The 15,088-nt window shown below is 62.8% G+C and carries 16 protein-coding genes; 9 read left to right on the plus strand and 7 right to left on the minus strand.

Annotated features, from left to right (window positions below; genetic code table 11):
- Positions 1–101 precede the first annotated feature (101 nt).
- From ACI2JZ_RS17090 to ACI2JZ_RS17115, 6 genes are all read left to right on the plus strand, one after another.
- A complete protein-coding gene (locus ACI2JZ_RS17090) occupies positions 102–1,487 on the plus strand; it encodes an MBL fold metallo-hydrolase (RefSeq protein WP_105658976.1) in 1,386 nt (461 codons plus the stop codon).
- Positions 1,488–1,540: 53 nt separating this feature from the next.
- Positions 1,541–2,059 (plus strand): rhodanese-like domain-containing protein, encoded by a 519-nt coding sequence (locus ACI2JZ_RS17095; RefSeq protein ID WP_404598699.1) that lies wholly within the window; start codon positions 1,541–1,543, stop codon positions 2,057–2,059.
- A gap of 3 nt (positions 2,060–2,062) precedes the next feature.
- On the plus strand, positions 2,063–2,932 hold the full coding sequence (locus ACI2JZ_RS17100; RefSeq protein WP_133835054.1) for a sulfite exporter TauE/SafE family protein: 870 nt from the start codon (positions 2,063–2,065) through the stop codon (positions 2,930–2,932).
- Positions 2,929–3,273 (plus strand): thioredoxin, encoded by a 345-nt coding sequence (gene trxA / locus ACI2JZ_RS17105; RefSeq protein WP_105658979.1) that lies wholly within the window; start codon positions 2,929–2,931, stop codon positions 3,271–3,273. The genes ACI2JZ_RS17100 and trxA overlap by 4 nt, the downstream gene beginning before the upstream one ends.
- A gap of 27 nt (positions 3,274–3,300) precedes the next feature.
- Complete coding sequence (locus tag ACI2JZ_RS17110) at positions 3,301–3,579, plus strand: metal-sensitive transcriptional regulator (protein WP_105658980.1); 279 nt, start codon at positions 3,301–3,303, stop codon at positions 3,577–3,579.
- A gap of 295 nt (positions 3,580–3,874) precedes the next feature.
- On the plus strand, positions 3,875–4,858 hold the full coding sequence (locus tag ACI2JZ_RS17115; protein WP_332595311.1) for a diaminopimelate dehydrogenase: 984 nt from the start codon (positions 3,875–3,877) through the stop codon (positions 4,856–4,858).
- Positions 4,859–4,878: 20 nt separating this feature from the next.
- On the opposite strand, the gene ACI2JZ_RS17120 is transcribed toward ACI2JZ_RS17115, so the two are convergent.
- The 7 genes from ACI2JZ_RS17120 to ACI2JZ_RS17150 all read right to left on the minus strand — a co-directional run bounded on the left by ACI2JZ_RS17120 (position 4,879) and on the right by ACI2JZ_RS17150 (position 12,495).
- Positions 4,879–5,331: a pyrimidine dimer DNA glycosylase/endonuclease V gene (locus ACI2JZ_RS17120; RefSeq protein WP_105658982.1), complete on the minus strand. Its 453-nt coding sequence runs from the start codon at positions 5,329–5,331 to the stop codon at positions 4,879–4,881.
- 9 nt (positions 5,332–5,340) lie between these two features.
- Positions 5,341–5,766, minus strand: coding sequence for a DUF779 domain-containing protein (locus ACI2JZ_RS17125; RefSeq protein ID WP_013347532.1), 426 nt, complete (start codon positions 5,764–5,766; stop codon positions 5,341–5,343).
- 168 nt (positions 5,767–5,934) lie between these two features.
- On the minus strand, positions 5,935–6,966 hold the full coding sequence (gene adhP, locus ACI2JZ_RS17130; protein WP_105658983.1) for an alcohol dehydrogenase AdhP: 1,032 nt from the start codon (positions 6,964–6,966) through the stop codon (positions 5,935–5,937).
- A gap of 149 nt (positions 6,967–7,115) precedes the next feature.
- Positions 7,116–8,639, minus strand: a complete 1,524-nt coding sequence (adh, locus tag ACI2JZ_RS17135) for an aldehyde dehydrogenase (protein WP_404598679.1) — start codon at positions 8,637–8,639, stop codon at positions 7,116–7,118.
- 164 nt (positions 8,640–8,803) lie between these two features.
- Entirely contained in the window at positions 8,804–10,024 is a 1,221-nt protein-coding gene (locus tag ACI2JZ_RS17140; RefSeq protein WP_404598680.1) for a GAF domain-containing protein, read from the minus strand.
- 93 nt (positions 10,025–10,117) lie between these two features.
- Positions 10,118–11,896, minus strand: coding sequence for an alpha/beta fold hydrolase (locus tag ACI2JZ_RS17145; RefSeq protein WP_404598681.1), 1,779 nt, complete (start codon positions 11,894–11,896; stop codon positions 10,118–10,120).
- Positions 11,896–12,495, minus strand: coding sequence for a TetR/AcrR family transcriptional regulator (locus ACI2JZ_RS17150; RefSeq protein WP_105658987.1), 600 nt, complete (start codon positions 12,493–12,495; stop codon positions 11,896–11,898). Before ACI2JZ_RS17150 ends, ACI2JZ_RS17145 begins: the two co-directional genes overlap by 1 nt.
- A 503-nt stretch (positions 12,496–12,998) precedes the next feature.
- Between ACI2JZ_RS17150 and ACI2JZ_RS17155 the strand changes: the two genes are divergently transcribed.
- The 3 genes from ACI2JZ_RS17155 to ACI2JZ_RS17165 are packed head-to-tail and all read left to right on the plus strand — an operon-like array spanning position 12,999 to position 15,081.
- Entirely contained in the window at positions 12,999–13,337 is a 339-nt protein-coding gene (locus ACI2JZ_RS17155) for a helix-turn-helix transcriptional regulator (protein ID WP_105658988.1), read from the plus strand.
- Positions 13,338–13,348: 11 nt separating this feature from the next.
- On the plus strand, positions 13,349–14,320 hold the full coding sequence (locus ACI2JZ_RS17160) for an SRPBCC domain-containing protein (RefSeq protein ID WP_404598683.1): 972 nt from the start codon (positions 13,349–13,351) through the stop codon (positions 14,318–14,320).
- Between the two features lie 59 nt (positions 14,321–14,379).
- A complete protein-coding gene (locus ACI2JZ_RS17165) occupies positions 14,380–15,081 on the plus strand; it encodes a demethylmenaquinone methyltransferase (RefSeq protein WP_105658990.1) in 702 nt (233 codons plus the stop codon).
- Positions 15,082–15,088 lie beyond the last annotated feature (7 nt).

Here is a 15,088-nt window from a genome sequence, read left to right on the forward strand (position 1 = left end):
GCGGCATTGCGGGCCTCCGCACATACCCCCACCCGTATTTTTGACATACCCCCGGGGGTATAGTTTAGTCTGGTTCCAATCCACCTTGAAAGGAACCAACCATGCTGCTTGAACGCCTCTACGACGAAGATCTCGCGCAGGCCAGCTACTTCATCGGCTGCCAGGCCAAAGGCGAAGCTCTCGTGGTCGACGCGCGCCGCGACATCGCCGACTACCTTGCCCTGGCTGCCAAGCACGGCATGCGCATCACGGCCGTCGCTGAAACCCACATCCACGCCGACTACCTTTCCGGAACCCGCGAACTAGCCGCCGCCACCGGCGCCACCAGCTACGTTTCGGGCGAGGGCGGCAAAGATTGGCAGTACGGATTCGAGGCAGAACGTTTGATGGATGGCGATATCATCACGCTGGGCAACCTGCGCATCGCCGCCCGCCACACCCCGGGCCACACCCCGGAGCACCTGGCTTACGCCATCACCGACGGAGCCTTCAGCCAAGACCCTGGCTACCTGCTCTCCGGCGACTTCATCTTCGCCGGCGACCTAGGCCGTCCGGATTTGCTGGACGAGGCCGCCGGCGGTGTCGATACCCGCTTCGAAGGCGCCCGCGATCTCTTTGCTTCGCTGAAGAAAACCCTGGCAGAATTGCCCGATTACATCCAGGTGCATCCAGGCCACGGCTCGGGCAGCGCCTGCGGCAAAGCGCTGGGCGCGGTCCCTTCCACCACGTTGGGCTACGAACGCGAGTTCGCCTGGTGGAGCACCTACCTGGCCAACGACGACCAGGACGGCTTCATCGCCGAACTGCTCAACGGCCAGCCTGACGCCCACGCCTACTTCGGCCGCATGAAGCGGCAGAACCGCCTGGGCCCAGCCATCCTGGGCCAGCTCGACCCCCTAGCTGAAATACCCGTCCAGCAGCTCCTCCAGCAGCTGGAGGCGGGGGTCTCGGTGTTCGTCGATACCCGTGGGCACACCCAGATCGCCGCAGGCACCGTTCCCGGCGCGCTGTCCATCCCGGGTACGGCGAAGACCGCCAGCTTCGGCGCCTGGGCCTACGATCCGGAAAAGGACCAACGCGCCCTGATCGTGCTGGCCGAGACCGGCGAACACGCCGCGACGATCCGCGCCCACCTAATGCGCGTGGGCATCGACGCGGTCAAGGGTTTCACCACCAGCTTGGAAGGCCTGCCAACGGTGAAGCCGAAGTCGATCACCCCGGCACAGCTGGACGATTTCGAGTACGAGATGCTGCTGGATGTCCGCAACAAGACCGAGTTCGCCGCCGGGCATATCCCGGGCGCCAAGCAGCTGTCCGGCGGACGGGTGTTGTGGAATCTCGATCAGCTGCCCGCCGGCGGCACCATCGTCACCTACTGCCAAAGCGGCATGCGCAATGCCGTGGCCGCCAGCGCACTGCGCGATGCCGGCTACAACGTCGTCGAGCTTGAGGGCAGCTACCTCGGCTGGTCCTCCTTCGCCAACTAGCCACCCCCGCCACGAAAGCTGAACTGCATTCAATGACTACCCCTTTGACCACCATGGACGCCGAAGCACTTAAATGCCTGGTGGAAGCCCCCGACACGGACCTCGCCTTGATTGACGTGCGCACCGCGGGCGAATTCGAAACCCTCCACATTCCCGGCTCGTACAACGTGCCGCTCGAAGAATTCACCGCCAACGCCACCGAGGTGATCGCCAAGATTCCAGGCAAGCCGGTGCTGATCTGCCACAGCGGCAACCGTGCTTCCAAGGCGCAGCGTGCCCTGCAGGAGCAACAGATCGAGCACAGCACGGTACTGCTTGGCGGCGTCACCGCCTACGAAAATGCCGGCGGCACCATGGTGCGCGGCGTGCAGCGTTGGGCGCTGGACCGCCAGATGCGCATGACCGCAGGTTCCGTGGTGCTCGCCGGGTTGCTCGGAGCGAAGTTCATCTCCCCGAAGTTCGCCTATCTTTCGGCGGCCATCGGTGGCGGACTGGTGTTCTCAGCCCTGCGGGATTCTTGCCCGATGATCAGCTTCTTGGGCAAGATGCCCTGGAACAAAGTAAAGAAGTAGGCCATGGAGTTCGGACCGCTGCTGGTTCTGGCCCTTGCACTAGCGAGCATCGTCGGGCTGTCCCTGGGACTGTTCGGCGGCGGCGGTTCAATCCTGATGGTTCCCCTGCTCAGCTATGTAGCCGGGTTGCCCGCCAAGGAAGCGATCGCCACCTCCCTGCTGGTGGTCGGTGCGACCTCGGCAACGAGCCTGATCCCGCATGCCCGCAAGGCCAATGTGCGTTGGAAACAGGGGATGGTCTTCGCGGCCACCAGCATGCTTGGCGCCTTTGGCGGCGGGCTGCTGGCCAGCGGGATCCCTGCCCAGCTGCTGATGCTCGGTTTCGCGATCATCATGCTGGCCGGTGCCCGCGGGATGATCCGCGGACGGAAAAACACTGGCAGCGCAACACAGTCGTTGTGGCTGTCCGCCCCGGTCGGCTTGGGCATTGGCATGGTCACCGGCCTGGTCGGTGCCGGAGGCGGTTTCCTGCTCGTCCCTGCACTGGCTTTGCTGGCCGGGCTGTCCATGCAACAGGCGGTGGGCACCTCCCTGCTGGTGATCACCCTGAATTCGATCACTGGCCTGGCCGGGCAGTTGAATTCAGTTGCACTGGATTGGCCGCTGGCCGCAGGGCTGGCGACCACCGCGATCCTCGGTTCGTTGATCGGCGCACGGCTTTCGCGCAGGATCGACGAACGCGCTTTGCGCAAGGGTTTTGGCTACTTCGTCTTGGCCATGGGCGTGTTCGTGCTCAGCCAGGAACTGCCGGCTCCCGGCGGGCTGGTCGTAGTTGCGGTTGCAGCCCTCGCGGGCGCATTGGTGCTGCTGTGCAACAAAATTCCGGCGATGGGGGCGCGCTGCCCGCTCGTTCTGAAAGGAGAAACCCGATGAAGCCGCTTGAATTGTCAGCTTCGAACTTCGCTGGGTTCATCGCAAGGAACCGGCTGGTGCTCGTGGATTTCTGGGCGCCTTGGTGCGGTCCTTGCCGCGGCTTTGCCCCGATTTTCGACGAAGCATCCGCGGCGCATCCTGAAATCGCCTTCGCCAAGGTGAATACCGAAACCCAGCCGGATTTGGCGCAGGCAGCCCGGATTGCATCCATACCGACGCTCATGGCGTTCAAGGATGGGATACTTGTACATTCAAAACCCGGAGCGTTGAGCTCTGGCGCTATGGAGCAGTTGCTCGTCCAACTCAAACACCTGGATGCCGAAATTGCAGAAGACGACTAACCCGCTACCCGTACCAAGGAGAAATTGATGCGTACTGCTGACGAAGCGACCCGCAAGCGGATCCTCAACCGCCTTAAGCGTGCCCGAGGCCAGCTTGATGCGGTGATCAACGCCGTGGAAACCGATGGTTCGTGCAAAGAGGTAGTCACTCAGCTGGCCGCCGTCTCCACCGCGTTGGACCGCGCCGGATTCGCCATTGTCTCCACCGCGATGCAGTACTGCATCGCCGATCCCGAGAAGGCTTCCGAGGAAGAAGACGGCCTGAGCGTCGAAGAACTCGAAAAGCTCTTCCTCTCCCTGTCCTAACCACTACCCCAAGGAAAAAATTATGTGCCGCCAGGTTCAATGCAAGATCTGCCAGAAGACCACGTGGGCTGGCTGCGGCCAGCACGTTGAAGCAACTATGCGCAATGTCCCCAATAAGGACCGCTGCCAGGGCCACGAAGCCGAACCGAAGAAGGGCTTCTTCAAGCGCCTGTTCGGCTAGACCGGGGTCATAGAGGGTCAAGGGTTTCACTGCCCCGGGATTCGTTGGCATAATCCGAAGTATTTAGCCCATCCGCGGCTGAGCAAACTTCACTCCCCCAAGGAAACGGCAGGCATGACTTCAAAGATCCGCATCGGTATTGCTGGCTATGGGAATCTGGGACGCGGCGTCCAAGCCGCGATCGCCAAGAATCCGGATATGGAGCTGGTGGGCGTCTACACCCGCCGTGACCCGCAGGCCCTCCAACTGGCTCAGCCAGCACGGCGGTTCGGCATCGATGAGCTGGAAAAGCACGCCGCACAGATCGACGTATTGATCCTTTGCGGCGGCTCGAAATCGGACTTGCCGCAGCAGGGCCCGAAGTTCGCGGCGCTGTTCAACACCGTGGACAGCTTCGATACCCACGCCCGCATCCCCGAGTACTACGCGTCCATCGACGGCCCGGCGAAGGCAGCTGGCAAGACCGCGTTGCTCTCCGTGGGCTGGGATCCGGGCATGTTCTCGATCAACCGGGTCTTCGGGGAGGCCTTGCTGCCCGACGGCGAAACCTACACCTTCTGGGGCCGCGGGCTGAGCCAGGGGCATTCGGATGCGATCCGCCGCGTCCCGGGCGTCGCCGCCGGCGTGCAGTACACCATCCCGAGCCAGGAGGCTATCGACCGGGTCCGGGCCGGCGAGCGCCCTTCCTTGAGCACCCGCGAGAAGCACCAGCGCGAATGCTTTGTCGTGCTCCAAGACGGTGCCGATCCGGAGTCGGTGCGCGAAGCCATCGTGACCATGGAGCACTACTTCGACCAGTACGACACCACGGTGCAGTTCATCGACGAGCAGACCCTGGCCGCCGAGCATTCGAATATGCCGCATGGCGGGTTCGTGATCCGTTCGGGCAATACCAGCGACGAGCAGAAGCAGGTCATCGAGTATTCGCTGGCACTTGGCTCCAACCCGGAATTCACTTCCAGCGTGCTGGTGGCTTACGCCCGGGCCGCCTTCCGGATGAACCAGCGCGGCATCACCGGTGCGCAGACCGTTTACGATGTGGCCCCGGGGCTGCTCTCGCCCAAGTCCCCCGCACAGTTGCGCGCAGAGCTGCTCTAGGATTTTGCCGGGCCAGCAGCTCATCCGCTGGCGAGCGCATCCTTCTCCCAGGCCTCCACTGGCCCCGGGACCTGCACGAACAGCGGATGCAGGGCCACCTGCCCTGCCGGTTCCAAGCGGGCGATGCGCGCGGGATCCCGGACGGAGAGCTTGCGCAGCAGGTGCTCGCGCTCGAAGTGCACCTGCCCCTGGGTGACCGGGATCTTTTCCAGCTGCGCGGCGGCTGCCGGATGCAGGATCTTCGCGGCGTCGAAGCGATAGCCCCGGACAGCCGCTTCGTCCCACAAGCCCTGCAGGTAGCCGCCCATATGCACCAGCGGGGCGGGCTGCGCCTTGAACCGGAGAAGCTGCGGGTGCCCGGTATAGCCCTTGGTCTGGCCTGCGAGCACCTTCTGGGCCAGCAGTGTTTCACGCCAACAGGCAACGAGCCCTTTGGCGTCGAGCAATGAGGGGTGCAGGGACCACAGTCGCATGGGCCAAGCCTAGTCGGGGTTCGGGCCAGCCGGGAACTCGATGATCTCGCTGCGGATCAAGAAGCGCTTGCCCTCCGGGGCTTCGACGGAGAAACCGGATCCCCGCCCGTTGACCACGTCCACGGTGAGCTTGGTGTGCTTCCAGTATTCGAATTGCTCCTTGGACATCCAGAAATCGATGTCGCCCAGGGCGGTGCCATCAGCGCCGTCCAGGGAAAGCACGCCGAGCCGGATGTCCGATCCCCCGGTGCGGAACTCGCCGGCCGGATAGCACATCGGCGAGGACCCGTCGCAGCATCCTCCGGACTGGTGGAACATCAGCGGGCCGTGGATCCCCCACAGCTTGCGCAGCAGGTCCAGGGCTTCGGAGGTGAAGGCCACCCGCGAGAACTCTTCGCCCTCGATTGCGGCGCGTGTTTCGGTTACGGTGCTCATGTCCTGCTCCTGCCTCGTTGTCCACGTCCGGATTTATCTCGTTGTGGCCAGTGTCCTCTTTTTGGGCCGCACCGTCCATCGCTCGGCCAGGGCGGCCAGGGCACCGGTACTGGATGCCGCTTCGAAAAGCCGCATCCGGTACCGTGCCATCAACCGTTGCGGATCCGGCTACGCCTTGCCGGCGTAGTCGATGACAACGCGCCCATCGATCTTGCCATGGCGCATTTCGTCGAATACGGCGTTGATGTCTTCCAGCGGGCGGGTATGGAAGGTCGGCTTGATCTTCCCTGCCGCATAGAATTCCAGCGCCTCGATCATGTCCTGCCGTGTTCCCACGATCGATCCGCGGATGGTCAGGCCCTTGAGCACGATGTCGAAAATGGGTGCGGGGAAATCACCGGCGGGCAGCCCGTTGAACACGATCGTTCCGCCGCGCCGGGTCATGCCGATCGCTTGCCCGAACGCCTTTGGATGCACCGCCGTAACCAGCACGCCGTGCGTTCCGCCAACCTTCTGCTGGATGATCTCGGCCGGGTCCTGGGCGAAGGCATTGACGGTGATTTCCGCTCCATGCTTCGAGGCCAGCGCCAGCTTGTCATCGGCCACGTCAATGGCGATCACCCGCATGCCCATGGCCACCGCGTACTGCACCGCGATATGGCCCAGTCCGCCGATACCCGAAATAGCCACCCACTGGCCGGGCTTGACCTCAGTCATCTTCAGGCCCTTGTAGACAGTCACTCCCGCGCACAGCACCGGCGCGATTTCATGGGGATCCGAGCCCTCCGGGATGTGCGCGGCATAGCGGGAATCCACCAGCATGTACTGGCCGAAGGAACCGTCCACGGAGTACCCGCCATTGGACTGGGCTTCGCACAGCGTCTCCCAGCCGGTGCGGCAGTACTGGCAGTGCCCGCAGGCGCTAGCCAGCCACGCGTTGCCGATCATGTCCCCGAGCGCGACCTCGGTGACTCCTTCGCCGAGCTTTTCCACGATGCCCACGCCTTCATGCCCGGGAATCAGCGGAAGCTTCGGCTTGACCGGCCAATCGCCTTCGGCGGCGTGCAGGTCGGTGTGGCAGACGCCCGAGGCGATCAGCTTCACCAGCACCTGGCCGGGGCCGGGCTCGGGGATCGCGGCGTCCTTCACCTGGAACTCTTCGCCGAAGCCCTCGACTATTGCAGCTTTCATCTTGCTCATGTACTTTGTCCTTTGCATGGCATTCGAAGGTGCGGGGTGCCGGCTGGCGTGCGGGGGATGAGGCCAATCGATCCCCGGACGCTGTCCCGGCTGGCCCCGTACCTTCGAGGTCTGTTGTCATCTCATGCTGCTCGTGGCAGCTACTGCTCCTAGAAGAAGCCCAGCTTGTCTTCCGAGTAGGAGACCAGCAGGTTCTTGGTCTGCTGGTAGTGGTCCAGCATCATCAGGTGGTTCTCGCGTCCGATGCCCGAGGACTTGTAGCCGCCGAAGGCCGAGTGTGCCGGGTAGGCGTGGTACTGGTTGACCCACACGCGTCCGGCCTGGATGGCGCGGCCGGCACGGTAGGCCACGTTGCCGTTGCGGCTCCACACGCCAGAACCCAATCCGTACAGGGTGTCGTTGGCGATGGAGATCGCGTCGTCGTAGTCCTTGAACTTGGTCACCGCGACTACCGGCCCGAAGATCTCCTCCTGGAAGATGCGCATGTCGTTGGTGCCCTCGAAGATGGTCGGCTGCACGTAGTAGCCGCCGGAGAGCTCTCCGCCCAGATCCGCCCGTCCCCCGCCGAGCAGCACCTTGGCGCCCTCGGACTTGCCGATGTCCATGTAGGAGAGGATCTTCTCCAGCTGGTCGTTGGATGCCTGGGCACCCATCATGGTGTCGGTATCCAGCGGGTGTCCCTGCTTGATGGCCTTGGTGCGGGCCACCACATCGCCCATGAAGCGGTCGTAGATGCTTTCCTGGATCAGCGCACGCGATGGGCAGGTGCAGACTTCGCCCTGGTTCAGCGCGAACAGCGTGAATCCTTCCTGCGCCTTGTCGTAGAAGGCGTCATCCTTGGCAGCGATGTCCTCGAAGAAGATGTTCGGGGACTTGCCGCCCAGTTCCAGGGTGACCGGGATCAGGTTTTCCGACGCGTACTGCATGATCAGCCGGCCGGTAGTGGTTTCGCCGGTGAAGGCGATCTTGCGGATGCGCTTGTTGGAGGCCAGCGGCTTGCCCGCTTCCACGCCGAAGCCGTTGACCACGTTCAGCACGCCTGCCGGCAACAGGTCGCCGATCAGTTCCATGAGAACCAGGATGCTGGCCGGGGTCTGCTCGGCGGGCTTGAGCACGATCGCATTGCCGGCAGCCAGGGCCGGGGCGAGCTTCCACACGGCCATGAGCAGCGGGAAGTTCCACGGGATGATCTGCCCGACCACGCCCAGCGGCTCGTGGTAGTGGTACGCGGTGGTGTCCTCGTCGAGCTGGGAGAGGCTGCCTTCCTGGGCGCGGATAGCGCCGGCGAAGTAGCGGAAGTGGTCAACTGCCAGCGGCAGGTCGGCATTCAGGCACTCGCGGATCGCCTTGCCGTTATCCCAGGTCTCGGCCACGGAGAGCATTTCGAGGTTTTCCTCGATGCGGTCCGCGATCTTGTTCAGGATGACTGCGCGTTCGGCCGGGCTGGTCTTGCCCCAGGCGCCGGCCGCCGCATGCGCCGCGTCCAGTGCTACTTCGACGTCCTCTGCGGTGGAACGGGCCACCTCGCAGAAGACCTTGCCGGTGACCGGGGTGATGTTCTCGAAGTACATGCCCTTGACCGGGGCTACCCATTCACCGCCGATGTAGTTCTCGTAGCGCGGCTTGAAATTGACCAGTGCTCCATCGGTATTCGGGTTTGCGTAAACCGCCATTGCTCCACGTCTCCTTAATCGGATGTCCTGGCCGCGACGGCATCATCGCGGAACCATGCTTGTGACTCTAGTCACACGAAGGTTGCAGTCAGGTTGCAACGGGATCCCAGATGACCGCAATGGCATGTTCGTGCCTGGCGGGAGGAACGGCAATGGCAAGGAACCTAGTTCTCGAGGGCCTGGACCTCGGCGACGACAAGTGAGCGCGCTGGCGATTGCGCAGGCAATTCGCGCAAGGCAGCTCGCAAGAGGCCAGGGTCAGCCAGCTGGCGGCCCAGGTTCAGCAGCTGATGCGCAGTTCCTCGATCCAGCACCATTTCACGCAGCGCGGCCTCGGTCCGGTACAGCAGCGAGACGATGCCTGGCGCCTGGGAGCGGGCCAGCAGGCCCGGGGAGTACAGCGGCAGGGCGGAATCGAGATCGCCCTGCTCCAGTGCACGCCATAGGCGGCCAAGGGTCGTACGCAGGTCCCACTGAAGGCGGTACGGGCGTGAAGTCAAGGCACGCCCGCCTGGGCCCGCGAGTACCTTGCGCAGCCTGACGATTTCGGCGCGGACCGTGCCCTCGGCCGCGGAATCGGGACGCTCGAACAGCTCTTCCACCAGCTGGGCAGTGCTCAGGCCTTCCCGGTAGTGCGCCAGAAGGGTCAATATTTCTGCATGGCGAAGGGAAATCGGCACTGATCCCAGATGGGCCCCATCAGAGCGCCCCAAGTCCAGGTAGTCGGGATCGGCCACGACTCCGGCACCCGGCAAGAGCAGCTGCGTTTCCGCAGCCATGACCGCCGCTTGCAGCAGCGGCAAGGAGTGCGTGGCAACGGCTTCCGGGCCACCGGTCAGGTCGATTGCGCCAATTACCTGACCAGTGCGCGGATCGCGGATCGGTACCGCCGAGCAGCTGTACTGCTGGGCTTGCTCATAGAGATGCTCAGCCCCCGAGACCTGCGAACCGGCCCCGGTTGCCAGCGCCATTCCCGGCGCGGATGTGCCAACACTCTTTTCTGCCCAGTCGGCACCTGCCATGAAGCCCACGTGCTCGGCTTGGCTCATCGAACTGGTGCTTCCCGCAACCCACAACAAGGTTCCGCCGGCATCCGCAAGGGCGACCAAGAGATTGGCGTCGGTTGCGGCGGGAACAAGGAGCTTTTCGAAAACAGGCCAAATCCGCTGGAGCTCGCTGCGCTCGCGGGCAAGGCGCAACCGGTCGTTGCTCAGAACCGGCGGTTCTTGAACCGAGCCTGTTTGGGCCAGCGACCGTTTCCAGGATTCGCGCACGTCATTGCGCAATGGGAGGTCGCCCAGTCCGGTTTCCTGCGAGGAGAGCAGCTCGCGGGCTTTTTGTGCGCGGCGAGTTGCGTTGGACCAGTCGATGGCAGATGTGCTCACGCTCCCCCTTCACCCCGTCGGAAAGATGGTTCTGTGCAGTTCCAACCAGACTAGGCGAAGAGGGGATGCTTGAGAAGAGGCGTGCTCCAACCCCTACTTCAACAGTTCAATCAGGGCATCCTCGTGGGTCAGCTGCGGGTGGTGCCCCGCGGAGGGAATGGAGTGCAGTCCAGCCTCGGGCCGGGACTCCAGCTGCCGGATTGCGGCGGGGTCCAATGGGTCTTCGGCTCCCCAGATAATTCGGAGCGGACCGTCATAGCGATCGAGCATCTCCCGCAACTGCCGGCGCCACTGCTTGGAACTCGCCAGGGCGAGATGGCCAGCTACCGCGGCGGCGGTACTTCGCTTCAGATCGCTGACGCTGGAGACCAAGGCAGTTGAGCTCGCCTCGTTGCCGGTCAATTGACGTGAGAGTTGCTCCGCGGTCGCATGGCGCAAATAGCCGCGGACCAGCGGCTGGAACCTTGGCGCCTTCCCTGCGGGCCCTTGCAAGAAAAACGGCGCAACCAAGGTCAGCGAGCGGACCTTGCCCGGCAGTCGACCCGCGGCGAGCGTGGCGGCGGCTGCCCCGATGGAGTGCCCGATCAGATCCACCGGGCCGCCTGCCAGGAGAGCGGGAAGCCACCGGTCCCAATCCGGGACGCCCCGTCCGCCGCTGAGCCCAAGCCCTGGCAGGTCAACGGCCCGTCCGCCAATGCCCTGAGCTACTGCGGCCCAGGTATCGGCATTTACCGGAAGGCCAGGGAAGATCAACCGGCGTTCCTCGCGGTCGCCCAGCTCAAAAGTTCTCACTCCCCCGACATCTACATAGCGGCGTGCCCCAGATGCCGCGGCCCCGAATCGGTGGGCGGCCAGATAGTCGGCCCAGCGCTCCAGAGAGGAACCAACGTCAGGCATCTGGATTCCGTGCCGGTTGGCGAATTCGATCGCGGGCCCGGTCGGATAGCGGTCCGCGGACATGAAGTGGAGCGTTTCCGGATCGGCTTTGGTGATCCACGAAGGAAGAGCCTTGATTAGTCCCACGGGCAAGCGCAGCTTGGGGACTTTCGCGCCAAGATGCCGGCCAGTTTCGGCCAGCAAGCGCCCCAGTGGCGCAGTGGCGTCATCCAGCAGCCAGTAGGATTTGCCTATCGCCTCCGGCGCAATGGCCACGGCCGCCATGAACGCAGCCATATAGTCGACCGTGAGCACCGGTAAGAAAGTCGAGTCACCTGCGGGAAGAGCTGCGGTTTTCCCTTCCCAGAGCTGCTCAATGGTGCCGGCCAGCCCGATGTGCTGGTCGGATTCCCCGGTAATGCTGTGGCCGATGACGCTGGCCGGATTGACGATGGTCCAAGGGATTCCGTGTTCTTTGCCGAGGGCTTGGAAGACCGCGTCGGACTCCACTTTCGAGGCTTCGTAAGCGCCTAGTTTCCGGTAGAGATGATCGCGGTAGTCCTGCGGCCACGGAACCTTCGAGGGATCCTGCCCGCCGACTCGGTAGCCGGAAATATGCACAATGCGCTGCAGCTCTGGCAGCGCTGCAGCAAAATCCACCAGCTTCTCGACGATGCCAACATTAGCGCTGCGGGCTTCCTGCGCGCTCATGCCGAATCGGTAGGTGCCGGCGCAATTGTGAATTTCGGTGACGCTGGTGAAGGCCGCAGGTCCGCCAGCCAGGATTTCGGGGGCGTCGAAGTCGACGATCGCGGTATTGATCTCTTGTTCCAGTCCGTGCTGGCTCAGCCAATTCTTGACCTTCGCTGCGGATTCAGCATTCCGGACAGCTGCTGTTACCTGCGTTCGGGCGTCGAGGAGAGCAAGGATCAGATGCCTGCCGATTAGTCCCGATGCCCCGAAAACCAGCGCATGGCGAAGGTTGGCTCCGTGCATCAATTCTGGTCCCCTTCGCCCTGTTGGCGCAGGCCAATGAGGTCGGCTACCGCGTCGGCGGCGGCGAGAAGCGGCCGGGTGCTTTTCATCGCCCGGGAAACGATGGCGGCCCCTTCGATGGTCGAGACGATAACAGTTGCCAGGGACTTCGCTTGGGCATTGCCCACGCCATCGGCTTCGAGCAGGGCAGTGGTCGGAGTGATCCATGACTCGAATGCGGTGGCGCAGGCTTGCCGCAGGCGTTCACTTGAGTCTCCCATTTCCAAGGTCACCACTGACACGGGGCAGCCTAAGCGGAAGCCGCTATCGCTGATGATGGCGGCCAACGCTTGGATAGCAAGCTTGGCGGCTTCGGCAGCACCTCCTGCGCTCTGGGCGACCTGGATAATCATGGTCTCGAATTGCTTGGCGGCCAGTTCTACTGCGGCCACGCCCAGCCCCTCTTTCCCATCGGGGAAGTGGAAATAGACCGACCCCTTTGGTGCTGCAGCGTGCTCGATCACTGCATTGAGGCCGGTGCCGCTGTATCCGCTGGTCTGGATGAGTTCAAGCATGGACTCTGCGAGCCGTGCCTTGGTCAGGTCTCCTTTGGAAGTCATACAATTAAAAATAGACCAGTCTATATATTTTTACAATCCGGCCTCTCGAACGCCCCGGGCAGCGCATCCACTTGCCACGCGCGCCCAAGCAATCCTGGGCGCGACGCTGCAGAAGCGCTGAATCATGATCACCGGAGCCATGGATGATGCTTGCCCCGTCCAGGCTTTGCGCAAGCAGTCGCCTCAGGGCGCACTGGGGAATTCGCTCCGCTCATGCCCGACGCGTCGCCGAGGCAAGGGATGCGATCGCATCGGCCACCGCCTCGGATTCGGCAAATCGGAAATCCGCGCACGATGCGCATCAGCACCCTGTTCCCGACATGGGAACGGCTGCTCGCGAGTGGCATGGGGGCGGCCCCGCGGCGCGCAATCCCAAGGCTAAAATTCGCAGGTGACATATCACCTATACAATGTCGATTGTATAGGGGATAAGTACACTACCCTCCAAAAGTTTTGATCCACCTCTTTACTTCCAGCCCATTCCGGGCGTAACATACAACCAAATGGTTGTATATGAGTTGAGCGAAGAACAGGCAAACAAGGTCTTCCGCGCCTTGGCAGATGCCACACGACGAGACATCGTGCGGCGGACGCTAAACGCCGAGGTGAGCGTTTCGGAAATTGCTGCAAGCTATGACATGTCTTTTGCGGCAGTTCAGAAGCACGTCGCGGCATTGGAATCCGCTGGTCTGGTCACAAAAATCGCACGTGGTCGCGAACGCATAGTTCGCGGGCAGCCGGATACCATCCGGCACGCGCAAGAGCTACTCTCTTCCCTCGAAGACATCTGGCGCCAACGCATCAGCCGGCTCGATGATTTCCTCGCCGATGGGGACAAATAAGGAGCATTCCCATGCCTGTCACATCCGTTGTCAAAGATTCCGAAGCACTCTCACTGACTGTCCACGCAGAATTTCCGGTCAAGGTTTCCCGCCTGTGGGATGCTTACCTGGACGCCCGGCAACTTGAAAAATTCTGGGGGCCGGTGGAATACCCGGCAACTTTCACCCGGCACGATGCCACCCCTGGTGGCCGCTCGAACTACCACATGACTTCTCCCGAAGGCGAAGAATTCCACGGTTACTGGATCTGGAATGAAGTCGTCGAGCACAAATTCTTTGAGGTCAGCGACGGCTTTGCGCACGCCGACGGCACTCCGAACCCCGACCTGCCCCTCAACCGCATGGTTTTCTCCTTCGACCCGACGCCTGAAGGATCAAAACTGACGATTACAGCAGTTTTCGATTCCGTTGAGGAGCTGGAACAAGTCGTCTCCATGGGCATGATCGATGGCACCCGTTCGGCCATGAGCCAGATCGAGCAAGTCCTCATCGACCTGCGCAATTATGCCGAAGATTTCATCACCGACGCACAGATCCTGTCGGACACCCAGGTGCGCATTACCCGCTTGGTTCGCGGGTCAGTGGAGCAAGTCTGGCAGGCCCACCATGACCAGCGGCTCATGAAGCGTTGGATGCTCGGCCCCGACGGATGGCAGTTGGCTGAATGCGTGACGGCGCAAGAGGCCGGCGAGACCTACCGGTACTGGTGGGAACCGCTATCTGCCGATGACGGCTCCGGTTTCGGTTTCACTGGAACCGTACTTGAAACGCTGCCCCAGTCCTACGAGCGGACCACGGAGCAAATGATCGGCACCGATTACCCGGCCACGGTGAATGAATTAACGCTGACATCCAACCAGGGCGGCACCCTGCTGACGATCCTGATCACCTACCCAGATGCGCAAACCCGCGACATGGTGCTCGCCACCGGAATGACCGACGGGATGGAGGCCAGCTACGCCCGGCTCGAATCGATTCTCTAAAGGGCGATTCGCCCCACATCCGGCGCCTTGGCGCGCGCAAATATGGAAGACTTAGACCCATGAGTTCTCAGAATGCGCGCGCAGGCCTGGACAAGAAGGCCGAACAGGTTCAGGAAATGTTTGACAAGCTGGCTCCTCGCTACGACTTGCTCAATACCTTGATGACCGGCGGCATCGTGAACTACTGGCGCAAGATCACCACCGAAGCGATCGCGCCAAAGCCCGGCGAGCGCATTCTCGACCTCGCCGCAGGCACCGGCACCTCCTCGGTCCCGCTCGCGGAAGCCGGCGCTGACGTCACCGCTTGCGACATGTCCCACGGCATGCTCGATGAGGGCCGCAAGCGCTACCCGCAGCTGAACTTCGTCTACGGAGACGGAACCGACCTGCCGTTCGAAGACAACACCTTCGATGCAGTGACCATCTCCTACGGTCTGCGCAATATCGCGGATACCGAGAAGGCCCTGTCCGAAATGCGCCGCGTGGCCAAGCCCGGCGGACGGATCGTCGTCGCCGAGTTCTCCACTCCGACCGTCGCCCCGATCAAGACGGCCTACAAGCAGTTCCTGCCGCGCGCCATTCCTGCGCTGGGCTATCTGGTTTCCCCTAACCCGACCGCTTACGCCTACTTGGCTGAATCCATTGCGGCTTGGCCAGACCAGGACGAACTGGGTGCCAAGTTCGTCAACGTTGGCTGGAAGAACGTGGAATACCGCAACCTGACCGGTGGCATCGTCGCCGTGCACCGCGCCTGGAAGTAGCACTTCT

This window comes from Microbacterium sp. NPDC087868 (genome assembly GCF_044900755.1).
Lineage (GTDB): Bacteria > Actinomycetota > Actinomycetes > Actinomycetales > Microbacteriaceae > Microbacterium > Microbacterium galbinum.

Bases quoted from the DNA above. Each gene is read 5' to 3' on its own strand.
- ACI2JZ_RS17160 (WP_404598683.1), top strand. From the start codon at position 13,349: ATGCCTGTCACATCCGTTGTCAAAGATTCCGAAGCACTCTCACTGACT.
- adh (WP_404598679.1), bottom strand. From the start codon at position 8,639: ATGGCGGTTTACGCAAACCCGAATACCGATGGAGCACTGGTCAATTTC.
- ACI2JZ_RS17115 (WP_332595311.1), top strand. From the start codon at position 3,875: ATGACTTCAAAGATCCGCATCGGTATTGCTGGCTATGGGAATCTGGGA.
- ACI2JZ_RS17120 (WP_105658982.1), bottom strand. From the start codon at position 5,331: ATGCGACTGTGGTCCCTGCACCCCTCATTGCTCGACGCCAAAGGGCTC.
- trxA (WP_105658979.1), top strand. From the start codon at position 2,929: ATGAAGCCGCTTGAATTGTCAGCTTCGAACTTCGCTGGGTTCATCGCA.
- ACI2JZ_RS17095 (WP_404598699.1), top strand. From the start codon at position 1,541: ATGGACGCCGAAGCACTTAAATGCCTGGTGGAAGCCCCCGACACGGAC.
- ACI2JZ_RS17150 (WP_105658987.1), bottom strand. From the start codon at position 12,495: ATGACTTCCAAAGGAGACCTGACCAAGGCACGGCTCGCAGAGTCCATG.
- ACI2JZ_RS17125 (WP_013347532.1), bottom strand. From the start codon at position 5,766: ATGAGCACCGTAACCGAAACACGCGCCGCAATCGAGGGCGAAGAGTTC.
- ACI2JZ_RS17155 (WP_105658988.1), top strand. From the start codon at position 12,999: ATGGTTGTATATGAGTTGAGCGAAGAACAGGCAAACAAGGTCTTCCGC.
- ACI2JZ_RS17145 (WP_404598681.1), bottom strand. From the start codon at position 11,896: ATGCACGGAGCCAACCTTCGCCATGCGCTGGTTTTCGGGGCATCGGGA.
- ACI2JZ_RS17090 (WP_105658976.1), top strand. From the start codon at position 102: ATGCTGCTTGAACGCCTCTACGACGAAGATCTCGCGCAGGCCAGCTAC.
- adhP (WP_105658983.1), bottom strand. From the start codon at position 6,966: ATGAGCAAGATGAAAGCTGCAATAGTCGAGGGCTTCGGCGAAGAGTTC.
- ACI2JZ_RS17100 (WP_133835054.1), top strand. From the start codon at position 2,063: ATGGAGTTCGGACCGCTGCTGGTTCTGGCCCTTGCACTAGCGAGCATC.
- ACI2JZ_RS17110 (WP_105658980.1), top strand. From the start codon at position 3,301: ATGCGTACTGCTGACGAAGCGACCCGCAAGCGGATCCTCAACCGCCTT.
- ACI2JZ_RS17165 (WP_105658990.1), top strand. From the start codon at position 14,380: ATGAGTTCTCAGAATGCGCGCGCAGGCCTGGACAAGAAGGCCGAACAG.